Genomic DNA, 22,577 nt, shown 5'->3' with positions numbered 1-22,577 from the left:
TTATGTAAACTGGCTGCCATTATGTATGAGGCACCTTTACATGACTACTGAGACCGATATTTCTTTTGCTGATTTAGGTTTATCAGCATCTATTTTGACAGCACTGAACGACCTGGGATACGAAAAACCATCACCAATCCAGCAACAATGTATTCCATTGTTAATGGATGGTAACGATGTATTAGGTATGGCACAAACCGGTAGTGGTAAAACCGCTGCATTTAGTTTGCCATTACTGCAAAACATTGACCCAGATTTAAAAGCTCCGCAAATTTTAGTTCTGGCACCAACTCGTGAGTTGGCTGTTCAGGTAGCTGAAGCGATGAGCGATTTCTCTAAACATATGAGCCGCGTTAACGTCGTTGCTCTATACGGTGGACAACGTTATGACGTGCAATTGCGCGCGTTACGCCAAGGTCCACAAATCGTTGTGGGTACACCTGGCCGTCTTCTTGACCATCTGAAGCGTGGTACTTTAGATCTTTCTAAATTAAAAGGCTTAGTCTTAGACGAAGCTGATGAAATGCTACGAATGGGCTTTATTGAAGATGTTGAAAACATCATGGGCCAAATTCCAGCAGAGCACCAAACCGCATTGTTCTCTGCGACAATGCCTGAGCCAATTCGCCGTATTACGCGTCGCTTTATGAAAGAACCTAAAGAGATTCGTATTCAGGCAAGCATTACCACACGTCCTGACATTGCTCAAAGCTACTGGACTGTTTACGGTATGCGTAAAAATGAAGCGTTGGTTCGTTTCTTAGAAGCAGAAGATTTTGATGCGGCGATTATTTTCGTCCGTACTAAAAATGCAACATTAGAAGTCGCAGAAGCATTAGAGCGTAACGGCTATAACAGCGCAGCGCTGAATGGTGACATGAACCAAGCTCTGCGTGAGCAGACATTAGAGCGCCTGAAAGATGGTCGTTTAGATATCTTGATTGCGACTGACGTGGCAGCTCGTGGTTTAGACGTTGAGCGTATTAGCTTAGTCGTTAACTATGATATCCCTATGGATGCTGAGTCTTATGTTCACCGTATTGGTCGTACTGGCCGTGCAGGTCGTGCGGGCCGTGCCTTACTGTTCGTTGAGAACCGTGAGCGTCGCCTGTTACGTAACGTTGAACGTACGATGAAACTGACTATTCCTGAAGTTGAACTGCCAAATGCAGATTTGTTAAGTCAACGTCGTCAGGAAAAATTTGCTGAAAAAATCCAGCAACAATTAGAAAGCAGCGATTTAGACCAATATCGTTCACTGTTAGCGAAAATGTCTCCATCAGAAGATGTTGATATGGAAACTCTAGCAGCAGCGTTACTGAAAATGGCTCAAGGCGAACGCGCCCTGATCCTACCACCAGATGCACCTCGTCGTCCGCGTCGTGAATTCAACGACCGTGATGATCGCCGTGGTGACCGTCGTGACCGCAATAGCAATGGTAATGGTTTTGACCGTGCAGAGCGTGGGGAGCGTGGCGGTCGTCGTGAGCGCCGTGATGTTGGCGATATGGAAATGTATCGTATCGAAGTTGGTCGCGATGACGGTGTGGAAGTTCGTCATATTGTTGGTGCGATTGCTAACGAAGCGGACATCAGTAGCCGTTATATTGGTAATATCAAACTGTTTGGTACTCACTCAACCATCGAGTTACCAAAAGGTATGCCAAGCGAAGTGTTAACTCACTTAAGCCGTGCACGTGTATTAAATAAACCAATGCAAATGCAACTGATTGGTGATGCACAACCGTTTGAGCGTCGTGGCGGTGGTGAGCGTCGTGGTGGTCCTCGTCGTGAAGGTGGTAGCGAGGGAGGTTTCGGTGCAGGTCGTCGCAATGACCGTGGTGGTGAGCGTCGTAGCAACGGTGGTGGTGAACGCCGTGGCGGTGGTAACCGTGGCAATGCAGCACCTCGCCAAGATGGCACTAATGCGGTACCTCGTCGTCGTAGCAGCAGCCATAACGCGTAATAGCTAGGTTTTGGGGAGTTTAATCCCAATAAAACGAAACCCGTACTTTGAAGTGCGGGTTTTTTTATTAGTCATTTTTATTTAAGTATATAGTGGCGATAAAGCGTTTTTTCTAAATCTTGTGCTGTGCTAATAAAAAGTAGGATAACGACGTTATTTGTTTGCTTATCAAATTCATATAAACAGCGATATTGGCTAGTTATATCGATTCACTCTCGAATAAGTAGACCATTATTGGCTAACATTTGATTTGGGCGATAAGGTTTAGGATCTTCTGATATTGCTTTTACGGATGATAGAAGTAACTCATCAACAAACGCTGCAGCTTGAATACTACTCATAAAATTGATTTTTGAACGATTCTACATCCTGTAGTGACCATAATGCAGTTTCTGCGAGGGTGACCGTATATGGTTGTTCCATCACAATTTCCTTTCATTATTTTCTTGCTGCACGTAATTTTTCTAGCGCTTCTTCTGGTGATAAGGTTCTTTTATTTTTAACATCATCTTTTGCTGCCATCACCAATTTTAGCAGTGCATTTGCTTGGCGCTCTCTTTCTCTTTCTTTTAGCTCTATTTCACGTTCCACACTAGTTTGAATAAAAAGCTCAGACTGCCCATTTTTTGTTACAAAAACGCCCCCCTTAAAGAGCTCAGGGTTACCAAGGCCTTCACGTGCTGCTTTTTGCGACATTGTATTAGATATATTTTGTTCCTATAAATGGTGAACACACAACACGGAATACAGAATAACGTATTGTGTGTTTTTTGAACTTATGTTTCTGTTTATAGAAAAATTGTTTTGATGTACAAATTTATTATTAATTTATACACCAAGTGCATGTGTGAGAAGTCGAAGAGCCATTTAGACTAAACCCAATGCCTCTTTTAGTGGTTTGAGGTAACGGCGGCTAACGGGGATGCGTTCGCCAGAGCTAAGTACTAACTCGGCTTGCCCACTATCGCCAAATAAAATTTCATTTAATTGGGTCATATTGACTAAGTATTGGCGATGGCAGCGCACTAGCGGTGTACGAGTTTCTAAGGTGCGTAATGTGAGTTCAGTAAAGCCTTCTTGCCCTTGTGTACTCATGACGTAGACGCCACTCAAACGAGAAGTTGCATACAATACTTCATCGAGTTTCATCAAATAAATACGGCTATGACCAGTACACGGAATAAATTTAAGTGGTTCATTATTACCCAGTAGCTCAAGGTTTTGTTTTTGTTTACCTTGACGGAGCCGGCTTAATGTTTTCTCCAATCTTTCTGGTTCAAGGGGTTTTAATAAATAATCAAAAGCATGTTCTTCAAAAGCCTGAATAGCAAATTCATTAAAAGCGGTTAGAAAGACAATATAGGGGCGGTCTTCAGGATCTAACATGCGCACCATTTCAAGGCCAGTTAGGCGCGGCATTTGGATATCGAGAAAGACCACATCAGGCTTTTTTTTATGGATTATCCCAATAGCTTCTATCGCATTGGCACATTCGCCAATGATTTCAATATCATCGTGTTCTTCGAGGAGGCAACGGACGTTTTCCCGCGCAAGTGGTTCATCATCAACAATTAATACATTCATAGGGTTACATTATCATTATTATGGTGCCGCCAAATACGGTAGGCGGATTTTCATTCGTGTGAATTTTTCTGACTCATGCTCTACGCTAATGCCGTATTGTTCGCCATATTTTAAACGCAAACGTTTATCGACCAAGCCCATCCCTAAGCCATCACTTTGCTTCGTAGATTGGTAGAGCCCTGCGTTGTCTTCAATTTCAATATAGACGTGTTCGCTACCGATATAACTACGTATTGTAATATATCCCGTCTCTAATAACTGTGAGGTGCCGTGTTTAATTGCGTTTTCAACAAGAGGTTGTAAGGTAAATGCAGGGAGTTCAACATGTTTAACTTCCTCTGGAATGTCGATGTAAATCTGTAAGTTTTCTTGAAAACGAGCTTTTTCTATTTGTAAGTAAGCATTGATATGTTCAATTTCTTCTCCCAAAGTGGCATTTTGTTCCGGACGTTTTAAGTTATTACGGAAAAAGGTCGAAATATATTGCACTAATTGCCCCGCTTGTTGGCTGTCTTTGCGGATCACGGCCTGCAACGTGTTGAGTACATTAAATAAAAAATGAGGGTTTACTTGGGCATGGAGCAATTTTACTTCCGATTGTAGCAGCGATTGTTTATTGCGTTCGTATTGCCCTGCCAAAATTTGAGCTGAAAACAAGCTGGCAATCCCTTCACCTAATGTACGGTTGATTGAGCTAAATAGGCTATTTTTGGCTTCATAGAGTTTTATGGTCCCAATCACTCGGTCATTTTCGCCTCGTAGGGGAATGACGAGTGCCGAGCCAAGTTTACAAGTTGGGCTGAGGGAACATTTATACGGTGTTTCATTCCCATCGGCATAGACAACCTCATTATTATCAATGGCTTGTCTTGATTGTGTCGATGAGATTGGTGTTCCAGGTCGGTGGTGGTCTGCCCCAATACCAATAAAGGCGAGTATTTTTTCGCGATCGGTAATGGCAACAGCTCCAATTTCCAGTTCTTGGTAAATAATTTTGGCAACTTTCATGCTGTTATCCGCATTAAAGCCTTTACGTAGAATACCTTCGGTCGTTAAGGCAATTTTAAGGGCCTGTGCGGAAAAAGCGGTGGTGTATTTTTCAACAATTGCGCGTCGGTCAAGTAAAATACGAATAAACATGGCTGCACCAATGGTGTTAGCGACTAACATCGGTGCAACAATACTTCTCACCAGCTCAAGGGCTTCATCGAAAGGGCGCGCAAGTAATAGAATAATCAGCATTTGTAGGACTTCAGCTACAAAAGTCGCACAACTGGCAGTAACTGGGTTAAAAATTTTATTAATTTCGCCACGTTTCATATAGTAACGATGGACTAAGCCACCAATGAGCCCCTCGACAATGGTCGAAACCATGCAAGCAAATGCACTCATCCCTCCTAATGAATAACGGTGTATTCCGCCAGTAAAACCAACGGCAAACCCGACGGCAGGGCCGCCAAGTAGCCCACCTAATACCGCACCAATTGCCCGAGTATTGGCAATGGAATCATTGATATGTAAGCCAAAATATGTCCCGATAATACAAAATACGGAAAAAATCAGGTAGCACATCACCTTGTGGGGTAAGCGGATAGTGACTTTCAATAAGGGAATGACGAGTGGGGTGCGGCTGAGCGCCCATGCGATAACAAGGTAGACGCACATTTGCTGGAGTAGGAGTAATATTAAATCAAATTCGTACATGCTCGTCATATTTCACATTGTGGGGGTGTTGACTTTGTCATCTCGCCCTAGTCACATACTACTGTATGCTCCTAGGGTCTCGTTTCCTCGTCGCCTACCCACAATGCGAACTATTTAGAGCATGGCTCGTCATGTGCACGTTATGGGGTGTTGACTTTGTCATCTCACCCTAGTCACATACTACTGTATGCTCCTAGGGCCTCGTTTCCTCGTCGCCTACCCACAATGCGAACTATTTAGAGCATGGCTCGTCATGTGCACGTTATGGGGTGTTGACTTTGTCATCTCACCCTAGTCACATACTACTGTATGCTCCTAGGGTCTCGTTTCTTCGTCGGCCTACCCACAATGCGAATTATTTAGAGCATGGCTCGTCATGTGCACGTTATGGGATGTTGACTTTGTCATCTCACCCTAGTCACATACTACTGTGTGCTCCTAGGGTCTCGTTTCTTCGTCGCCTATCCACAATGTGAACTATTTAGAGCATGGCTCGTCATGTGCACGTTATGGGGTGTTGACTTTGTCATCTCACCCTAGTCACATACTACTGTATGCTCCTAGGGTCTCGTTTCCTCGTCGCCTACCCACAATGCGAACTATTTAGAGCATGGCTCGTCATGTGCACGTTATGGGGTGTTGACTTTGTCATCTCACCCTAGTCACATACTACTGTATGCTCCTAGGGTCTCGTTTCTTCGTCGCCTACCCACAATGCGAATTATTTAGAGCATGGCTCGTTATGTGCACGTTATGGGGTGTTGACTTTGTCATCTCACCCTAGTCACATACTACTGTATGCTCCTAGGGGCTCGTTTCCTTGTCGCCTACCCACAATGCGAATTATTTAGAGCATGGCTCGTCATGTGCACGTTATGGGAGGTTGACTACGTTCAGCTCTTTGGGTCATATACTGATGTATGCTCCCCAAGATGTCTTCTCTTGTCGCCTATCCACAATGTGAACTATTTAGAGCATGGCTCGTCATGTGCACGTTATGGGAGGTTGACTACGTTCAGCTCTTTGGGTCATATACTGATGTACGCTCCCCAAGATATCTTCTCTTGTCGCCTATCCACAATGTGAACTATTTAGAACATGGCTCGTCATGTGCACGTTATGGGGTATTGACTACGTTCAGCTCTTTGGGTCATATACTGATGTACGCTCCCCAAGATGTCTTCTCTTGTCGCCTATCCACAATGTGAACTATTTAGAACATGGCTCGTTATATTTTGCATTGCGGGAGTTATTCACTTTAGCGTCTATTTTTAGTCTTTATTTGGCGAGTGATTATACCGTAAGTCATTGGTTAAGTAATCGACATTTGAGTAAAGGACATTCATCATTATTTGACATAAGAAAAAAATCGATTCAATATTAGACAATGCCCTACCTTTTCGTGATCTTGCGCACGAATTTATTAACGCTGTATTTAATTTTCTTGTCATACTCTAGGGATGATAGTTTCCCCCGTTATTATTTAAGGTTCACATAAATAATGAAAAAAAGAACAATAGTACTGATTTTGCTGATGCTCATTTTAATAGCAGCAGCTGCACTTTTTCATTCCCATAATCAATATTTATTGTTGCAGGGAGAAGTGGATGCACCTGAAGTTATTGTCACCTCAAAAGCGAAGGGGCGAGTGGTTGAACGCCATGTCGAGCGTGGGGACGATGTCAAACAAGGGCAGCTTTTATTAACATTAGAAAGCCCTGAGTTGCAAGCGCAATACGAAGCCTCAAAAGCGGCAAGGGACCAAGCAAAAGCTCAGCTCGAACAATCGATTAACGGGACCCGAGCAGAGACTATTCGGGACCTTAAAGCCACATTAGCGCAAGCAAACTCACAATATCAAAATGCTTCTCGCGAATATGCGCGTTTGAGTAATTTAAAAAGCAAAGGGTATGTTTCAGCAAATGAACTTGATAATGCCCGTAAAGCTAAAGATGTTGCATATTCTCAAGTACAAGGTGCAAAAGCTCGGTTAGAAGAGGGGCAGAATGGGGATCGTGTTGAGTTACGAAAACAATACGAAGCAGCTCTGAATCAAGCAGAACAAAAACTTACAGAGCTACAAGTACAGGTTGATGACCTACAAGTCAGAGCGCCTGTTGATGGTGAAGTCGGCCCTATCCCAGCAGAAATAGGTGAACTATTCAATGCAGGCAGCCCGTTAATTTCATTAATTCGCTTACCTCAGGCTTATTTCATTTATAACTTGAGAGAAGATATTTTAGTCAATGTGAAAAAAGGCGATAAAGTTCAACTTGATGTGCCCGCATTAGGCAATAAGGTGATTGAGGCTGAGGTTCGTTATATTGCACCAAAAGGTGATTACGCAACAAAGCGTGCAACCCGTGCAACTGGTGACTTTGATTTAAAAACGTTTGAAATTCGTTTATATCCATTAGAGCCAATTGATGGGTTGCGGCCCGGTATGAGTGTGCTATGGCACTGGGATAAGTAAAAGGTGTTGCCATGAAATTAAAGTTCGCTTGGCAAGGCTTCGAGCATGCTTTTAGCCGTGAAACTAAAATGGCTATCCGTAGCCCTGTTTTTCACTGGTTGAGCTGGTTGTTTCCATTGATGTTGTTTACGTTGGTGAGTTCTAACTTTTCAGAAGGAACGCTGATGGATTTGCCTGTGTCAGTGGTAGATGACAACCATAGTCCAGTATCTCGGCAAATTATTCGCGACTTGAATTCAGGCCCTCACGCAGATGTAAAAACTATCGATGACAATCTGAATACATCCTTAAAAAGATTAGGCAGCTCAAAAGATTATGCATTACTGTACATCCCCCATGATTTTGAAGAGGATGTGTTAAGAGGGCGCCAACCTGAACTGCGTATGTACTACAACGCTTTATTTTACGCATCGGGAAGTTATGCAATTCAAGACTTTAGCGGCTTAGTTGCGGAGCTAAATGCAAAGTATCGCCAAGAACTGGCGAGGTCGATGGGAAAAGCACTACCGCCGTTGGCGCAAGTGACACTTTCTTATGACAGCTTGTTCAATCCGAGTGGTAGTTATATTTATTACCAGCAGTTTGCTGCGACTATTCATATGTTACAGCTGTTTGTCGTCACTGCGACTATTTATACTATGTCGCGAGGGAGCACTTTACAAAGCGTTAAACCTTTCGCTACTGCCCTATTAGGGAAGATGGCCCCGTATACGTTATTTTTCACGACATTGTTGGCAATTGAACTTGCTGCACTCGTGACCATTTTTGATGCTAAAGTGGTGGGTAACCCATTGTATATGCTGGTGGTAGGCTTCTTTTATGTGATAGCGGCACAAAGTATTGGGGTATTACTATTTAGCTTTACCTCTAGTGCTATTATGGCTTATAGCTTAATAGGGATGCTAGTGAGTATCGCTTTAGCGTTCTCAGGAATGGCTGTGCCTGAATTATCGATGATTTTACCCGCGCGAATTATTTCTAATATTGAACCCCTTACGCATACACTTAATGCAATGTTCGATATTTTCTTACGGGAAATTTCGTTTGGTCGAATTGTAGAAGTTTGTTTGTTTTTATTAATTTACCCTGTCGTAATTGCCTTTTTAGTTCGTAAACGCTTGGTTAAGCGGCTTGCAACTCAAGGAGGGGAAGTTTAATGGCGGTCTATTTTGCGACTTTCCGTAAAGTGCTACTGGGTATGTTAGAAAAGCCGATGTGGCTACTACTTTTAGTCTCATTGTGCGTGATGAGTTTGGTCTATGCAAAACCTGTTTTATGGGATTTGCCTGTTGCCGTGATCGATATGGACCATAGCACTGCTAGCCGCGAACTAATCCGTGATTTAGACGCGACGCCAAAAGTACAATTGCATGGTTATGATAACCTTGCGCAGGCTCGTCAGGATATGATTGCTAGAAAATTATTTGCGATAATTATCATTCCAACTGATTTTCAGCAGCATTTACTAAGTGGTAAAAGCATTACTGTCCCTGTCTATGGTGATGCGACTAACCGCCTCGCTAGCGGCCAAATTCAACAAGAGCTTTCAAAAGCATATCAAACTCTTTTAAACGCTTATAATACGCAATTACTAACAAAAGCAGGTTATAGCAAAGAACAAGCCAAAGTTATCATTACCCCAGTCCGCAGTGAAACTGAGCCGTTGTATAACCCGGGAGTCAGCTTTGCGGCCATTGTTTTCCCAGGTTTATTGGTGATGTTGTTACAGCACTCCTTGTTGATCGCTTGTGTGCGCGTCAGTATTGCGATCCGTTCAACACCGAAAGGTAAACCGCCTTTAGCCGTTTATTTGGGAGCATTATCTGCGTTAATACCCATTTGGTTGTTTTTATCTACGGTCTTTTTTGCACTTTGGCCATGGGTATTGGGCTTCCGGCAAGAAGCACCGCTGTACTTAATTTGGATATTTACCTTCCCGTTCCTATTAGCGGTTATTGGCCTAGGCAAGTTGGTAACAGAATGCTTGCGCAGTGTTGAAATGATCTATTTAACGTTAGCGTTTATCACTACGCCAGTGTTTTATATGTCAGGCACTATTTGGCCATTACAAGCGATGCCAGATTGGGTACGTATGATTGCTTCAGCATTGCCATCAACATGGGCCACAAACGCCATGGCAGGCCTTAACCAAATGGGATTGCCGTTTAGTGAGGTGTTGATGGATATCGTTATGATGCTAACACTTGGTGTAATTTATACGGTTATTGGTGTGTTTATTGGCATGCTAAGAGATGGAGAGTTACGCCATATTAGCTATATGTTTAACCGTTGGCGTAGGCATCGGCATTAATCGTTATTTTTGAGTAGGAAACCTATGGCTGAGTTAGGAACAACGGCTTTTGTTGCCATTTTTGCTTCTTGGCTTAAGGTTTCCCAGTCATCAGGAGGGCTTAGCATTGAGGCAAATACTTGATAGGCATCATTTTTGGAACTATATGAACGTAATGTACTGAAATCATTTACCCAACTAATAATGATGATTTTATCTTTTTCACTGCAACGAAAGAATAAACGGAACTGCTGTAAAAATTTAGCCCGAAACCAATGTTTGTGTTTCGTTCCTAAGGTATTACCTTGGTAAAAAATTGGGTCAAGTGGGTTGACTGCAATTCGTTCTGTTATCACTTTATTAATTGTAGCGAGTAATTTTGTGGGAGCTTTCTTTTTATAGCCTATTGGGGCAGATTTTTTTAAGGTTTGTACTGTACTGACTAATGCAACTAACTGTTCTAAGAAACATGAGTGAAAAAAATTTTCCATCCGTTAATTTCTAACATTCCCTGTGACTCCATGATTAACTATCAGTAAGTGGTGCATCTAAATCAATGTCGATATCCGCAGTAAGCTCATTGATCTTATTCCATAATGCTACAGGCACAGGATAAATGTATCGTGGATTTTCTTTCATATCTTTTTCTAGGAAATTGAGAAACTATAGGGTCCTCATGGGCGTTTGTTTGCCTAGAAATAATGACATTACCATCTGCTAATAGCGAATATTCAATTATTTCACTAGGTTGTAAGTGTAAAGCATCATGTATGGCCGCAGGGATAGTTGTTTGACTGCGTTCGGTAAGGCGGGATTTTGCACGTAAAGAAACAGTGCTTGGGTTTATATCAATCATTTTATTTACTTCAAAAATTTCCAGTCTATCCTCAGTGTAATGCAAATGCATTGTGCAATGCATTTGCATTACACTGAGGATAGGCGGTTATGAGGTGGGTAATAGGCTTAAGGCACCATCGACAACCCTGCAATTTGTCGCCAGTAACCATTGCAATTTTGGTTGATAATATTCAACGGGATCTCCCCATTTTCATTGGCTTTAAACTGCTTGATTACCTCAAGGGTCTCAATGCCTTCAGGTGAAATGCGCACAATATCCACAAGGTCATGCATTGAATACAGGTCATTGCCGAGGTTATAGCAAGCGCCACTGAGTGTTTGAATACCATTTAAGGTAAATACTTGCTGCTGTTCTTGAGAAAGAACCTTGCGCCCTTGGGGGTAGTTAATACAGCAAGTCTCACATTCGTCTTTTTGCCGATTTTCTGAACGAGCCGTAAAACAGCGGGCAGAGTAGGCCAGAGGTAAATGACCGTAGCTCATCACTTCCACCTCAAATTTACCGTGGATACCAATATCATCACATTGATTGAGCAAATTAATTAGCCAATCACGAGATAGCTCTACAGGCATACACCAGCGCGTCATACCTTGGCGTAATAAAATATTTAAAGTTTGTGCGTTATAGCAATTTAACCCGTGCCCAGCGACAAAAGGAAGGTTTTTTTCGACTAACATGTTGACCACACCAAAATCATGGGCTTCAACGAGAAACTCACCATTATCAACTAACTTGCTGATTTCTTTAAGTTCGGAAGGGGCTTGAAGAAGGGCAAGGGTACTCAGAACAATTTGTTTGCCGCTCTTGGCCAGTTGTTGGGCGAGCTCTATCCAATCATTGGGTTTCATTTCTCGGCGCTTACTGCAAACCGTTTCTCCAAGGTAGATAATATCGGCTTCACTTTCGATTGCGCACTGATAAAATTCACTTAATGTGTGTTTTGGCCAGTAATAAAGAACCGATCCTAATGAGTACTGCATAATATTTACCTTTTCAATTACTGCCACTTGCGATGATAAGCACCCAAAGTCGTCTGGCTGCCTTCTGAAAGCCCACCTAATACTTTTAGCCATTTAGGGTCGGTGGTGAAGTTATCAGGGTTGGCTTTGTAACGGTCAATCGCTTGGCGCCAAATCCGTGTTACCTCCGTGACATAAGCAGGGCTGCGCTGGCGGCCTTCAATCTTAACTGAAGCAATACTAGCGGCCATGAGTTCTGGTAACAGTTCAATCGTGTTGAGGCTAGTTGGTTCTTCTAGGACGTGGTATTTTTGACCATCGACAAGGTAACGCCCCTTACACAAAGTAGGGTAGCCTGCATTTTCATGTTCTTGGTAGCGGTCGATTAAGACGTCATTCAGGCGAGACTCCATACCATTTTCTGTTTGCTGCCAACGAACAAAACGAGCTGGTGAGCAAGCGCCTACGGTGTTTGGTGATTCGCCCGTTAAGTAGGAAGATAAATAACAACGGCCTTCAGCCATGATGCATAAACTACCAAAAGCAAACACTTCAAGCGGCACAGGGCTATTTCTAGCGAGTTGTTTTACTTGATGAATAGATAAAACGCGTGGAAGGACAACACGATGTACTTGAAAGTTTCGCTGATAGAAGCGGATCGCTTCTGTATTGGTGGCTGAAGCCTGAACCGATACGTGTCTTTCGATATGCGGGTACTTGTTTGCTGCATACTCTAACATCGCGATATCGGCTAAGATTAACGCATCAGCCCCTAAATCCGCAGCAAGATCGACGGAGTTTTGCCAACGTTCATAACCGGTAGGGTGTGCAAATGTGTTAATCGCAATATGCAATTTGCGATTATGGTTATGAATGTAGCGCTCTGCTTCATGCAGCTTTTTTTCAGTGAAATTGAGCCCTGCGAAGTGGCGCGCATTGGTATCGTTTTTTAACCCAATATAAACAGCATCTGCGCCGTTATCGACAGCGGCTTTCAACGCAGGCAAATTCCCTGCTGGGCAGAGTAATTCCATTGGCCTATCCCTGTATAAAATTTAACAACGGACATTCTAGTCAAGGGAACTGTTATAGATTTTGATTTAGAGCAGAGAAATTGTTAATGGATATCAGTATTCGTTAATTAAGGCTGTGGGTGACTGAATTAGTGAGTGACTTTTTTGTGAGTTAGGGCACTAAAGAATAAAATGAGACCCGTTTCATAAATCTGGATATTAAGTCATTTTTGGTTATTTATTGATCATGATTTGTGGTAAAAGCCACCAATAGAAACTATCCATTTTGTTAAAAATAAATATGGGTGACATGGGCAAAAATTGATATAGGATCAGACCAATAAGGTGTTTTTTTGGCAAGATAACTCATCGTGAGCTAAATAGTGTATTGATGATCTCAGTAATTGGGGTTATTAACTACAAATATTTTGTTTAACTAATTGAATATACAATATGTTACCCTAAATAATTCGAGCTGCTACTGTTGTTGAGTAGTTACCCGAAAACGGGCAGACAATTAAGACGGGAGTCAGTACTGTGCTAGGTAAAATTCGTTCTCAACTCATCACAAAAGGTCCTTCATTTTTGAAATTACCTTTAAAAGTGACCCCATTTGCTGTGCAACGCCATGTGCTTGAACAGCTACTAAGTTGGCAATTTCGTGAGTCAGTCAAAGAAGGGGAACTCGATTTTCTCGAGGATAAATGGCTAAAAGTTGAAGTTCGTGACTTATCATTGGTGTGGTTTATCAGTTTGCAAGATGGCCAATTAGCCGTTAAACAGAACGCACAAGCTGATGTCAGCGTTAGTGGTAATGCAAACGACCTTATTTTGATAGCAGCACGTAAAGAAGATCCCGATACTTTATTTTTCCAACGTCGCTTGGTGATTGAAGGGGACACCGAATTAGGTTTATACGTTAAAAACTTAATGGATGCTTTTGAATTGGAAAATATGCCGGCTCCGCTGCGTTTTGCTTTACTGCAATTGGCTGAGGTGATTAAAACGGTTCATGATAGCGAGGACGTAGAGCACAAATCGCCTGCGTTAACTTCATGTTAATTCGAGTTGAAATCCCAGTCGATGCAATGGGAATTGATAAGCTATTGCGTGAAACTTTTCCAACAGAAGCGGAAGCTAACCTTGTTCAGCACTTGCGAGAAGACGGCTTATTAACGCTTGGTGTTGTTGCGACCAATGACAACGGCGAAGTCATTGGTTATGTAGGCTTTACACCTGTTGATGTCAATGGTGAAGACGTACAATGGGTTGGGTTAGCTCCTTTAGCGGTTAGTAAAGCTCACCAAGGCCAAGGCGTTGGTGAAAAATTGGTTTATGAAGGGTTAGATAGCCTGAATGAATTTGGTTATGGTGCTGTCGTCGTTTTAGGGGATGAGCGTTACTATTCACGTTTTGGTTTTGAACCAGCCTCAAAACAAGGAGTGAATTGCCAATGGCCTGAACAACAACCCCATTTCCTGATATGTGGGCTCGAAAATGGCGAAATAGGGGCTCATCAAGGCCTAGTGACTTATTCTTCACACTTCAGTAATTTATAGTTAGCTAAGTAATCAATGAGATTATCAGGCTGGTCAATGACCAGCCTTTCTTTTACCTTTTTATTCAACTTCTTAATTTGATACTCCACTTGTGAGGCAGTTGATCGTGAACCGACAAAACACGAGAAAGCTAATATAAGTGGCGTTTTCCCTTTCAATGCTTTTGCGCCTGTACCCGCTTTATGTTGTTCAAAACGGCGTTGCACATCTGTCGTGATACCACAATACAAGGCATTATTTTTCTCTCTTACTAAGTAAAGATACCAATTACTTTGCTGATCTTCGCTTTTTTTGATGTGTTTTTTATCATTTTGTGCTGGCGTGTTGAGATAAAACAATAGGTTAACAACGAATATATTCGTTAAGAAAGATGTTTATAACATATTAAATTTTAAATGAAAAATGATATAAAACTGTCACAAATCCGTAACCTCAAGTTAGGTTTTGATTCAAATAATTTGAATAACTATAGCAAAATTAGCTAATTTTCATTCTGAGTTAAAGCGCATAATATGATCCATATCACAGAGGGACAGTAAAAATCCCAACTAAAAATCAAGTTTGTTAAAAGGAACATACCATGAAAAAATCAACATTATTCGCTGCTGCTTTAGCTTTAGGTGCTGTTTCATTTGGTTCAATGGCAGCTGATGAAGTTCAACATTCTAGCCAACCGGCTGCAGGTTATGTATCTGTAACAGGTGCTGTGAGCGTAAATGACCTTACCGCACAATTAGCCAAAAAAGCTGATGAAGCTGGTGCGACCTCATTCCGTGTCATTTCTGCTGGCGGTGAGAATTCAATGAGTGGTACAGCAGCTATCTATAAATAAATTTACTCGTCATACTTCGAGCCGTAGCGTTGTTGGCCGTGTTTATTCGCACTAGTCACATACTTATGTATGCCTCTAGCGCCTCGTTTACTTGCCGCCTAGCTACAACTTGAATTATTTAGAGTAAAGACTTAGGTGAGATAGCCTAAAAAGCCAAGTTAATTAGAACCATTTTCTAATTAGTTAGGCTATAGTAATAGCGAATTTACGCCTACGTTCAGAACATTTTAAGCAAGCTCACGGGGTTATCTCCAAGAGCTTGTTCTGAACGGGTTTATATGGAAACCGCTATGACCCCTGAACAAACCTTACAACACATCCAGCGCTATATCGCCCGCCAACACGTTTTTTCCTTATTTGCTCATCATCACAATGATATCTGGCCTGCCAGTTGTTATTATGCATTTGATGCGAAAACTATGTCGTTGATTTTAATGACTGATGCCAGTTCGAAGCATGGACAATTGATGGTAGCTAACCCACAAGTCGCTGGGACGATTTCGACACAATCGAAAACGGTCAATCAGATACAAGGTATTCAATTTATCGGCAAAATAGCAAGGTTGGAAAGTAAACCAGAACAACTAGCTAGAACAGAGTACTGCCGTCGTTTTCCTGTGGCATTGACAGCGAAACTGCCTATTTGGCAGCTTCACTTAGACAATGTCAAAATGGTGGATAATAAATTGGGATTTGGTACAAAATTACATTGGACCCGAGAAGCTTAGCGCAAATGGTGGATCACCTGATTTGCGCTGCCACGCCAAATTAAACGTGGGTCGTGCAAATTTTGCTCAAACTTACCGTCAATCAAGGTATTCACAAAACTGACCACCTTTTGTTGCTCAAGGGTAAGCTCATTCAATTTGTATCCCGTCCATACCCAAATGTCTTTATCTGGGCAGACTGTTTTTACTCGCTTCACTAGCTTGAGTATCGCTGGCAAATTGGCGGGATGTAGCGGGTCTCCACCGGACAGGGACAAGCCCTGCCGACGAATACGCGTGTCTTGCAAATCTTGAATGATTTGATCTTCCATTTCTTGGGTGAATGGTACGCCGGAATCCACCCGCCATGTGCTTTGGTTATAGCAACCGCGGCACTGATGCACACAGCCAGAAACAAACAGTGTACAGCGGGTACCTGGACCATTAACAACATCAACGGGGTAATATTGGTGGTAATTCATCATATTAACCTAATTGACCATTACCTAGATGCTTAATACGACGTTTCACCTCTTCTTGTTTCCCTGCATTGAAGGGCCTAGCATCTGGGCTACCTAAATAACCGCAAACTCGGCGAATAACAGAAACTCGGTTGGTGTCATGGTTTCCGCAAGCAGGGCAAGTAAACCCTTTACTGGTACAGGAAAACTCACCAGAGAAGCCGCATTCATAGCATTCATCTATTGGTGTGTTGGTTCCATAATAAGGGACGTGCTGATAGCTATAGTCCCACACATCTTCCAGCGCCCTAACATTATGTTGTAAGTTCGGGTATTCGCCGTAACAGATAAAACCGCCATTCGCGAGAGCAGGGTAAGGGGCTTCAAAGTCAATTTTGTCGTATGGGTTGACTTGTTTTTCAACATCTAAGTGGAAGCTGTTGGTGTAGTAGCCTTTATCTGTGACACCAGCAATAACCCCAAATTCAGCGGTGTCGATACGGCAAAAACGGTCACACAGGTTTTCACTTGGTGTGCTGTATAAGCTGAAACCGTAGCCTGTTTGAACTTTCCATTCATCAGTAGCTTGGCGTAAGCGGTTGACGATAGCCACTGCTTTTTCGCGCAGTTTTTCGCTGTCATACACATGCGTTTCTGAACCAAAGAGTGCATTGATTGTTTCATGTAACCCAATGTAACCTAAGGAAATTGATGCTCGTCCATGCTTAAATATTTCAGCAATATTATCATCAGCTTTTAACCTTACACCACAAGCACCTTCCATATAGAGGATTGGGGCAACGCGGGCTTTCACTGTTTCTAAGCGGGCAATACGAGTCATTAAGGCTTTTTTCGCGATAGCGAGGCGTTCATCCAGTAATGCCCAAAATGCATCTTCACTGCCTTGTGCTTCGATAGCAATACGAGGCAAGTTGAGGCTGATAACCCCTAAATTGTTGCGTCCATCATGAATTTGTTGCCCATTTTCTTCATATATACCCAGAAAACTGCGACAACCCATTGGTGTTTTAAATGAGCCAGTGACATCAACAACACGATCGTAATTAAGAATGTCGGGGTACATGCGCTTACTGGCGCATTCTAAAGCGAGTTGTTTGATATCGTAATTAGGGTCACTTAGCTTATGATTTAAGCCATCTTTAATCGCAAATACGAGTTTAGGGAAAACGGCTGTTTTACGGTTTTTACCTAACCCTGCAATACGATTTCTGAGGATAGATTGCTGAATTAATCGGGCTTCTTTTGATGTGCCAAGACCAAAACCAAAGGTGACAAATGGGGTTTGGCCATTCGCGGTGTGTAGTGTGTTAACTTCATATTCTAATGATTGGAAGGCGTCATAACATTCTTTATCGGTACGGCTTTGGGCATAGCCTTCTGCGTCTGCAATTCCCCATTCTTTGGCGACTTTTAGGTGTTTTTCGTAGCTGATTGCGACATATGGCGCTAAAATTTCGTCAATACGGTTAATTGTTGTACCGCCATAAATATGACTCGCAACTTGTGCAATGATTTGTGCTGTTACTGCTGTTGCGGTAGAAATAGATTTCGGGGGTTCTATTTCGGCATTTCCCATTTTAAAGCCGTTAGTTAACATGCCTTCAAGGTCAATTAACATACAGTTAAACATTGGAAAGAAAGGGGCATAGTCGAGGTCGTGATAGTGGATTTCGCCTTTTTCATGGGCAATCACGACATCACGAGGTAAAATATGTTGTTTAGCATAGTGCTTTGCGACGATCCCTGCGAGTAAATCACGCTGAGTTGGGATGACCTTACTGTCTTTATTTGCGTTTTCATTGAGTAACGAGACGTTGCTTTGTTCTATAAGGCCTCGAATATCATGAGTCAGCTGGCTACGTTTTTCGCGTTCGCTGTCCCTATCGTGGCGATATTCAATATAAGCGCGTGCTAAGTCCTTATACGGCCCAGCCATCAATTGGTTTTCTACGGCGTCTTGGATCTCGGCAATATCCACTTGGTTTCGGCTGCAAAGTTGCTCTTTAACTATAGTTGCAACTTGAAGACAGTAATCGTCATCCTTAACATTTACTGCGGCAGCAGCACGTTTAACGGCTTCCTGAATTCGTGGAAGGTCAAAGTTGACCTGACAACCATCTCTTTTAATCACAACCGTTCCCACTGTCATTCTCCTTGCTAAGTTATCCACAGCGTTAATCAAAGTATTTTTGATCTTGATTATTACGACTCTTCTGTGGATAAAATGTGAATAAATACTACATATTGTGCCAATTGATATAATTAAAGCACAATATGTAGGATATTGCTTTTTTTTAGCAGCAATAAGTTTGATCCAAAACAAGGAAAAAAATTAATTGTATGAATATCAAAAGCGGGGAAGTTAAAAATAAATACTTATCATCAGGGAGTGCTAATTTAACTTAAATTATAGTTTTGTTCGCTAGACTTAAGAAAGGATAAGCTGTATCGGTATTATCAAAATAACACCCCATATAAAGATGATGGGGTGTTTAAAGCAAATTAGCGGTTACTTACGAACAGCAATAGCTTCGATTTCAATTTTGACATCTTTAGGTAGGCGGGCTACCTCGACGCAAGAACGAGCAGGGAATGGCGCATTGTGTTGTTTGAAAAATTCTTCATAGGTGGCATTCACTGTCGCAAAGTCATTTAAATCTTTTACAAACACCGTTGTTTTCACGATATTAGCTGCACTTAAGCCCGCTTTTTCTAAAATAGCTTTGACGTTAGCTAGGGATTGACGTGTTTGTGCGGCAATATCTTCCGGGACTTCACCTGTTTTAGGGTCAACAGGAATTTGGCCTGATGTCATCACTATACTGCCCAAATCTACGCCTTGAACGTAAGGACCGATCGCTGCTGGTGCATTTTCTGTATTGATTTCGAATGACATAATTACTCCGTTTCATCACGTAAAGAGAAGATACTCATGTTATTTCAACCTGCGGCTATATGTGCGGATTTGAATATAATTTGAGTATAACTGTATGGGTCATCAGGCGCTATTATAAACATGGATCACGCCTGAACAACACCGCAGTCTACGCTGAAATATCCTATTGGTTATTGATCACAGCGTCTCTATCGAATTCTTTTTCGCAAAACTGGCAAGTCAGAGCCACTTCTTTGTCGATTTTTTTCACACGAAAACTGCTGGATACCGGCTCATTATGGCTAATACAGTTACTGTTTGGGCAAATCAGTACGTTATCGATATAGTCAGGCAAGGTGAGTTCTAATTTTTCCACCACTTGGTAGTCTTCAATACGATTGACAGTGGCTTCAGGGGCATACATTGCTAATTGGTTAGCTTGTTCTGGAGTTAAAAAGGTATTTTCAATTTTAATAATATCTTTTTTGCCCAGATTGCTAGAAGGCAGGTTTAAGCCAATAGTGATACGCTCATCGGTTTTTGTCAGTTTAAATAATTTCAGGAGCTTGAAACCAATTTGAGCAGGAATATGGTCGATAACGGTGCCGTGGCTGATCGCTTCAACTTGTAATTTATGGTCGTGTGTCATGGTGATTTCCTCCTCAGATAGCTAATTCTTTATTTAAAACCAGTGATAACAATGCTTGTCGTGCATAAATCCCATTGCCAGCTTGTTGGAAATAGTAAGCGTAAGGTGTGCTATCGACATCGACAGTGATCTCATCGATTCGTGGCAGAGGGTGTAATACTTTTAAGTTCGGTTTCGCACAATGTAAATCAGCAGCATGAAGAATAAATTGGGCTTTAACATTGGCGTATTCTGATGGGTCCAGACGCTCTTTTTGTACGCGTGTCATGTACAGAATATCGAGCTCTGGCATGACCTCATCAATATTATTATGCAGGCTATAAGTTGCGCCTTTCTCTTCTAATATATGCAAAATATGATTTGGCATAGACAGAGCTTCAGGTGCAATAAAATAGAAGTGGTTGCCTTCAAATTTTGATAACGCTTGGGTCAGAGAATGCACTGTTCTGCCATATTTGAGGTCACCAACCATGGCGACTTGTAGATTTTCTAACCTACCTTGTGTTTCTTGAATAGTGAACAGGTCGAGTAAGGTTTGAGTAGGATGTTGATTCGAGCCATCCCCTGCATTGATGACAGGGATATGCCCTGCAAACTGGCTGGCTAGTCGAGATGCCCCTTCCTGTGGGTGGCGCATTACAATTGCATCAACATATTGGCTAATCACCGAAATGGTATCTGCCAGCGTTTCGCCTTTCTTGCCTAATGATGTATTGGTACTGTCAGAAAAACCAACAACCGAAGCGCCTAAGCGGTGAATAGCGGTTTCAAATGATAAACGTGTCCGCGTTGAAGCCTCAAAAAAACAACTTGCGATGACTTTATGTTTTAGAAGTTCAGGTTGTGGCTGTTTTTTCAGTGAAGCGGCGACGTTGAGTACGAGTTCAAGGTCTGAACGATCTAAATCATTAATTGAAATGATATCGCGTTGGTATAAAGGGTTCGGCATTGTTGTTCTCCTGTGTCAGCAAGACATGTTAGGTCTATAGGCCAAAAAAAAGCCCCTCAATTGAGGGGCTTTCTTGGAAATACGAAGGGGAAAAACAGGCTGTCCAAACCGCCTGAAGGCAGTGTGTTGGAGGTGTTCTCTGTAAAAAATACAGCAGCAGCGTTCATAGTTTCTCCCGGCAAATTGTGGCGCATTATACGCATCTCATTCTTTGACGCAAGCGTTTGCATAAAGAAAAATAAATTTTTTTAATTTTTGCATTTAGAGCGAAAACTCGCCTACTGAATAAAAGCGGAAAAATCAGCGAGATGAGGGTGGAGTTACTGATTGTAGTTATTGTTTTTGTATTACGGGTAATCTACCGCTAAGTTCCCTGCAATGTTAAATGAGTGCTCACCGTAGTCGCCGGTACCATTAGGCGCAACCCTGATTATAGTGGCATCGATATAATAACTTTTTTGATTTTTTATCATCGTAATATCAACGCTTTTATTCGGGAGAATAGGTGCTCCTTGCCAACTTAATTTCACACCAAACGCATGACTTGAAGTTTGAAATAGTGTATTTGAATTGGCGGCCGGTGCTGCGTTAAACGATAGCTTCGCGTTGACGGTAGCATTACAGTCAATATTGAGTGCGATTTTATGTGGTGCGGTTTCTTCGCCTATACGATTACTATGGCTAACAGATAATGAGCGATGGCTTGCGACTGTGTTGTCAGAAATATGACATATAGTGGGTGTCATTGAAAATGAGCCATTAATATGGATAGGTACATTTTGCGTTGCCGCTTGTGAAATAGAAATAGCGCTAAGGAGTAGCCCAAAAGAGATGAAAACTTTAAAAAAAATAACGGAATTCATAATGTTTCTCAAATGATAAATCATGCATTTTATCTATTTTCATATAAATTATTATTACGTGGCTGAGTAATGAATTAACCCAGCCACAATCATATAGAGGAGTAATAAATATTACTGATAGGTAATTGCTAAGTTAGCCGTAATGTCAAAGGTATGATTACCAAAGTCATTGGGACCATTAGCGGTTAAACGGGTTAGGCTGGTAGAAAATGAAATACTGTTCCCACCTTTTACCACTTTAAAGTCATCACTTTGACCAGGTTTAACTATAATATTGTTATATTTTAATTTTACACCGAATGCATCACTTGATGTTTTAAATGTTTCAGGTGAATTTGGTGCGTTATTTGCGACAAAAGTGAGTTTAGCATTAGCAGGGAATTGGCATGTGAAGCTTAAATAGCCAGAACTATGGAATGCAGTTTCATCACCGACTTTTTCTAGTGTATTGATCGCACCAAAATCTGTTCTGTTTTCAAGCTTTGCATCATTACAAGGTTGGGTGACATTTGAGAAGGTGCCTTTAATATTAATTGGCATATTTTGAACAGCTGATAACGCAGGTAAAGAAACACACAGTAATAGCGCTAAACCACTTTTTTTTAGCAAGTGCATAATAAAAATCCTTTTATTGATTTTGAGAAGTATTTTATTTTAATGAAGTTATTAAAAATATTAAATAGACGATATTTAAATAAACATTTAATTTTGTTTTAAAAAATAAATCCCATTAAAAGACTCTTTTTAAACTGTAGTGGTTTATGTGTTTAATTATTTTAAGAGTAAATGCTTAGGTAATATTTTGATATAAAT

General features: G+C 41.6%; 23 protein-coding genes and 1 pseudogene. 8 read left to right on the top strand and 16 right to left on the bottom strand.

The window, feature by feature from the left end; all coding sequences use genetic code 11:
• Positions 1-40 precede the first annotated feature (40 nt).
• The gene (locus RB151_RS20330; RefSeq protein WP_071548691.1) at positions 41-1,966 is read left to right on the top strand and encodes a DEAD/DEAH family ATP-dependent RNA helicase; all 1,926 of its coding nucleotides are present in this window, start codon (positions 41-43) and stop codon (positions 1,964-1,966) included.
• A 209-nt stretch (positions 1,967-2,175) separates the two neighbouring features.
• Here RB151_RS20330 and RB151_RS24485 read toward each other — a convergent pair whose 3' ends face one another.
• From RB151_RS24485 to RB151_RS20315, 4 genes are all read right to left on the bottom strand, one after another.
• Positions 2,176-2,307, bottom strand: a complete 132-nt coding sequence (locus RB151_RS24485; protein ID WP_257786023.1) for a hypothetical protein — start codon at positions 2,305-2,307, stop codon at positions 2,176-2,178.
• A 97-nt stretch (positions 2,308-2,404) separates the two neighbouring features.
• Complete coding sequence (locus tag RB151_RS20325) at positions 2,405-2,674, bottom strand: hypothetical protein (RefSeq protein ID WP_071548690.1); 270 nt, start codon at positions 2,672-2,674, stop codon at positions 2,405-2,407.
• Positions 2,675-2,833: 159 nt separating this feature from the next.
• Complete coding sequence (gene btsR / locus RB151_RS20320; protein WP_042845734.1) at positions 2,834-3,550, bottom strand: two-component system response regulator BtsR; 717 nt, start codon at positions 3,548-3,550, stop codon at positions 2,834-2,836.
• A gap of 18 nt (positions 3,551-3,568) precedes the next feature.
• A complete protein-coding gene (locus RB151_RS20315) occupies positions 3,569-5,254 on the bottom strand; it encodes a sensor histidine kinase (protein WP_071548886.1) in 1,686 nt (561 codons plus the stop codon).
• Between the two features lie 1,501 nt (positions 5,255-6,755).
• Here RB151_RS20315 and RB151_RS20310 point away from each other — a divergent pair.
• From RB151_RS20310 to RB151_RS20300, 3 genes are read left to right on the top strand one after another with little or no spacing between them, the layout of a single operon-like run.
• Positions 6,756-7,727, top strand: coding sequence for an HlyD family secretion protein (locus tag RB151_RS20310; protein ID WP_042845733.1), 972 nt, complete (start codon positions 6,756-6,758; stop codon positions 7,725-7,727).
• A gap of 11 nt (positions 7,728-7,738) precedes the next feature.
• A complete protein-coding gene (locus tag RB151_RS20305; protein ID WP_042845732.1) occupies positions 7,739-8,884 on the top strand; it encodes an ABC transporter permease in 1,146 nt (381 codons plus the stop codon).
• Positions 8,884-10,038 (top strand): ABC transporter permease, encoded by a 1,155-nt coding sequence (locus RB151_RS20300; protein WP_042845731.1) that lies wholly within the window; start codon positions 8,884-8,886, stop codon positions 10,036-10,038. The genes RB151_RS20305 and RB151_RS20300 overlap by 1 nt, the downstream gene beginning before the upstream one ends.
• On the opposite strand, the gene RB151_RS20295 is transcribed toward RB151_RS20300, so the two are convergent.
• The 4 genes and pseudogenes from RB151_RS20295 to ubiU all read right to left on the bottom strand — a co-directional run bounded on the left by RB151_RS20295 (position 10,035) and on the right by ubiU (position 12,869).
• Entirely contained in the window at positions 10,035-10,508 is a 474-nt protein-coding gene (locus RB151_RS20295) for a type II toxin-antitoxin system YhaV family toxin (protein ID WP_410054830.1), read from the bottom strand. The genes RB151_RS20300 and RB151_RS20295 overlap by 4 nt on opposite strands.
• A gap of 34 nt (positions 10,509-10,542) precedes the next feature.
• Positions 10,543-10,873: pseudogene (locus RB151_RS20290) on the bottom strand (type II toxin-antitoxin system PrlF family antitoxin).
• 107 nt (positions 10,874-10,980) lie between these two features.
• The gene (locus RB151_RS20285; protein WP_071548689.1) at positions 10,981-11,856 is read right to left on the bottom strand and encodes a U32 family peptidase; all 876 of its coding nucleotides are present in this window, start codon (positions 11,854-11,856) and stop codon (positions 10,981-10,983) included.
• A gap of 17 nt (positions 11,857-11,873) precedes the next feature.
• Entirely contained in the window at positions 11,874-12,869 is a 996-nt protein-coding gene (gene ubiU / locus RB151_RS20280; RefSeq protein ID WP_042845728.1) for a ubiquinone anaerobic biosynthesis protein UbiU, read from the bottom strand.
• Positions 12,870-13,385: 516 nt separating this feature from the next.
• Here ubiU and ubiT point away from each other — a divergent pair.
• Both ubiT and RB151_RS20270 read left to right on the top strand, forming a co-directional pair.
• Positions 13,386-13,910, top strand: a complete 525-nt coding sequence (gene ubiT / locus RB151_RS20275) for a ubiquinone anaerobic biosynthesis accessory factor UbiT (protein WP_042845726.1) — start codon at positions 13,386-13,388, stop codon at positions 13,908-13,910.
• A complete protein-coding gene (locus RB151_RS20270) occupies positions 13,904-14,407 on the top strand; it encodes a GNAT family N-acetyltransferase (RefSeq protein ID WP_071548688.1) in 504 nt (167 codons plus the stop codon). Before ubiT ends, RB151_RS20270 begins: the two co-directional genes overlap by 7 nt.
• On the opposite strand, the gene RB151_RS20265 is transcribed toward RB151_RS20270, so the two are convergent.
• The gene (locus tag RB151_RS20265; RefSeq protein ID WP_071548885.1) at positions 14,380-14,703 is read right to left on the bottom strand and encodes a GIY-YIG nuclease family protein; all 324 of its coding nucleotides are present in this window, start codon (positions 14,701-14,703) and stop codon (positions 14,380-14,382) included. The genes RB151_RS20270 and RB151_RS20265 overlap by 28 nt on opposite strands.
• Positions 14,704-14,987: 284 nt before the next feature.
• Between RB151_RS20265 and RB151_RS20260 the strand changes: the two genes are divergently transcribed.
• Positions 14,988-15,239, top strand: a complete 252-nt coding sequence (locus RB151_RS20260; protein ID WP_042845722.1) for a DUF1471 domain-containing protein — start codon at positions 14,988-14,990, stop codon at positions 15,237-15,239.
• Between the two features lie 290 nt (positions 15,240-15,529).
• Positions 15,530-15,967 (top strand): YhbP family protein, encoded by a 438-nt coding sequence (locus tag RB151_RS20255; RefSeq protein WP_048605889.1) that lies wholly within the window; start codon positions 15,530-15,532, stop codon positions 15,965-15,967.
• Here RB151_RS20255 and nrdG read toward each other — a convergent pair.
• The 7 genes from nrdG to RB151_RS20220 form a co-directional block, all read right to left on the bottom strand.
• Positions 15,964-16,428, bottom strand: coding sequence for an anaerobic ribonucleoside-triphosphate reductase-activating protein (gene nrdG / locus RB151_RS20250; RefSeq protein WP_042845954.1), 465 nt, complete (start codon positions 16,426-16,428; stop codon positions 15,964-15,966). The genes RB151_RS20255 and nrdG overlap by 4 nt on opposite strands.
• 4 nt (positions 16,429-16,432) lie before the next feature.
• Positions 16,433-18,577: an anaerobic ribonucleoside-triphosphate reductase gene (gene nrdD, locus RB151_RS20245; protein ID WP_410054829.1), complete on the bottom strand. Its 2,145-nt coding sequence runs from the start codon at positions 18,575-18,577 to the stop codon at positions 16,433-16,435.
• A 360-nt stretch (positions 18,578-18,937) separates the two neighbouring features.
• Entirely contained in the window at positions 18,938-19,324 is a 387-nt protein-coding gene (gene ridA, locus RB151_RS20240) for a 2-iminobutanoate/2-iminopropanoate deaminase (protein WP_042845718.1), read from the bottom strand.
• 163 nt (positions 19,325-19,487) lie between these two features.
• A complete protein-coding gene (pyrI, locus tag RB151_RS20235) occupies positions 19,488-19,952 on the bottom strand; it encodes an aspartate carbamoyltransferase regulatory subunit (protein WP_042845717.1) in 465 nt (154 codons plus the stop codon).
• Between the two features lie 13 nt (positions 19,953-19,965).
• Positions 19,966-20,901 carry an aspartate carbamoyltransferase gene (pyrB, locus tag RB151_RS20230; protein WP_042845716.1) on the bottom strand — a complete coding sequence of 312 codons (936 nt, stop codon included), beginning with the start codon at positions 20,899-20,901 and terminating at the stop codon, positions 19,966-19,968.
• A 347-nt stretch (positions 20,902-21,248) separates the two neighbouring features.
• Positions 21,249-21,764 (bottom strand): fimbrial protein, encoded by a 516-nt coding sequence (locus RB151_RS20225; protein ID WP_071548686.1) that lies wholly within the window; start codon positions 21,762-21,764, stop codon positions 21,249-21,251.
• Between the two features lie 111 nt (positions 21,765-21,875).
• Positions 21,876-22,379 carry a fimbrial protein gene (locus RB151_RS20220; protein ID WP_042845714.1) on the bottom strand — a complete coding sequence of 168 codons (504 nt, stop codon included), beginning with the start codon at positions 22,377-22,379 and terminating at the stop codon, positions 21,876-21,878.
• Positions 22,380-22,577: the final 198 nt, after the last annotated feature.

The sequence above is a fragment of the Providencia rettgeri genome, assembly GCF_001874625.1.
Taxonomy (GTDB): Bacteria; Pseudomonadota; Gammaproteobacteria; order Enterobacterales; family Enterobacteriaceae; genus Providencia; species Providencia huashanensis.
The sequence above is the reverse complement of the archived record's forward strand: the minus strand, read 5'-3'. Positions and strand labels throughout refer to the sequence as shown.

Coding starts and splice junctions, on each gene's coding strand:
- RB151_RS20315 (WP_071548886.1), bottom strand. CDS start 5,254: ATGTACGAATTTGATTTAATATTACTCCTACTCCAGCAAATGTGCGTC.
- RB151_RS20310 (WP_042845733.1), top strand. CDS start 6,756: ATGAAAAAAAGAACAATAGTACTGATTTTGCTGATGCTCATTTTAATA.
- pyrI (WP_042845717.1), bottom strand. CDS start 19,952: ATGACACACGACCATAAATTACAAGTTGAAGCGATCAGCCACGGCACC.
- RB151_RS20300 (WP_042845731.1), top strand. CDS start 8,884: ATGGCGGTCTATTTTGCGACTTTCCGTAAAGTGCTACTGGGTATGTTA.
- RB151_RS20220 (WP_042845714.1), bottom strand. CDS start 22,379: ATGCACTTGCTAAAAAAAAGTGGTTTAGCGCTATTACTGTGTGTTTCT.
- RB151_RS20225 (WP_071548686.1), bottom strand. CDS start 21,764: ATGAATTCCGTTATTTTTTTTAAAGTTTTCATCTCTTTTGGGCTACTC.
- btsR (WP_042845734.1), bottom strand. CDS start 3,550: ATGAATGTATTAATTGTTGATGATGAACCACTTGCGCGGGAAAACGTC.
- RB151_RS20270 (WP_071548688.1), top strand. CDS start 13,904: ATGTTAATTCGAGTTGAAATCCCAGTCGATGCAATGGGAATTGATAAG.
- ridA (WP_042845718.1), bottom strand. CDS start 19,324: ATGTCATTCGAAATCAATACAGAAAATGCACCAGCAGCGATCGGTCCT.
- RB151_RS20285 (WP_071548689.1), bottom strand. CDS start 11,856: ATGCAGTACTCATTAGGATCGGTTCTTTATTACTGGCCAAAACACACA.
- pyrB (WP_042845716.1), bottom strand. CDS start 20,901: ATGCCGAACCCTTTATACCAACGCGATATCATTTCAATTAATGATTTA.
- ubiU (WP_042845728.1), bottom strand. CDS start 12,869: ATGGAATTACTCTGCCCAGCAGGGAATTTGCCTGCGTTGAAAGCCGCT.
- RB151_RS20260 (WP_042845722.1), top strand. CDS start 14,988: ATGAAAAAATCAACATTATTCGCTGCTGCTTTAGCTTTAGGTGCTGTT.
- RB151_RS24485 (WP_257786023.1), bottom strand. CDS start 2,307: ATGAGTAGTATTCAAGCTGCAGCGTTTGTTGATGAGTTACTTCTATCA.
- nrdG (WP_042845954.1), bottom strand. CDS start 16,428: ATGAATTACCACCAATATTACCCCGTTGATGTTGTTAATGGTCCAGGT.
- RB151_RS20305 (WP_042845732.1), top strand. CDS start 7,739: ATGAAATTAAAGTTCGCTTGGCAAGGCTTCGAGCATGCTTTTAGCCGT.
- RB151_RS20255 (WP_048605889.1), top strand. CDS start 15,530: ATGACCCCTGAACAAACCTTACAACACATCCAGCGCTATATCGCCCGC.
- RB151_RS20330 (WP_071548691.1), top strand. CDS start 41: ATGACTACTGAGACCGATATTTCTTTTGCTGATTTAGGTTTATCAGCA.
- nrdD (WP_410054829.1), bottom strand. CDS start 18,577: ATGACAGTGGGAACGGTTGTGATTAAAAGAGATGGTTGTCAGGTCAAC.
- RB151_RS20295 (WP_410054830.1), bottom strand. CDS start 10,508: ATGGAAAATTTTTTTCACTCATGTTTCTTAGAACAGTTAGTTGCATTA.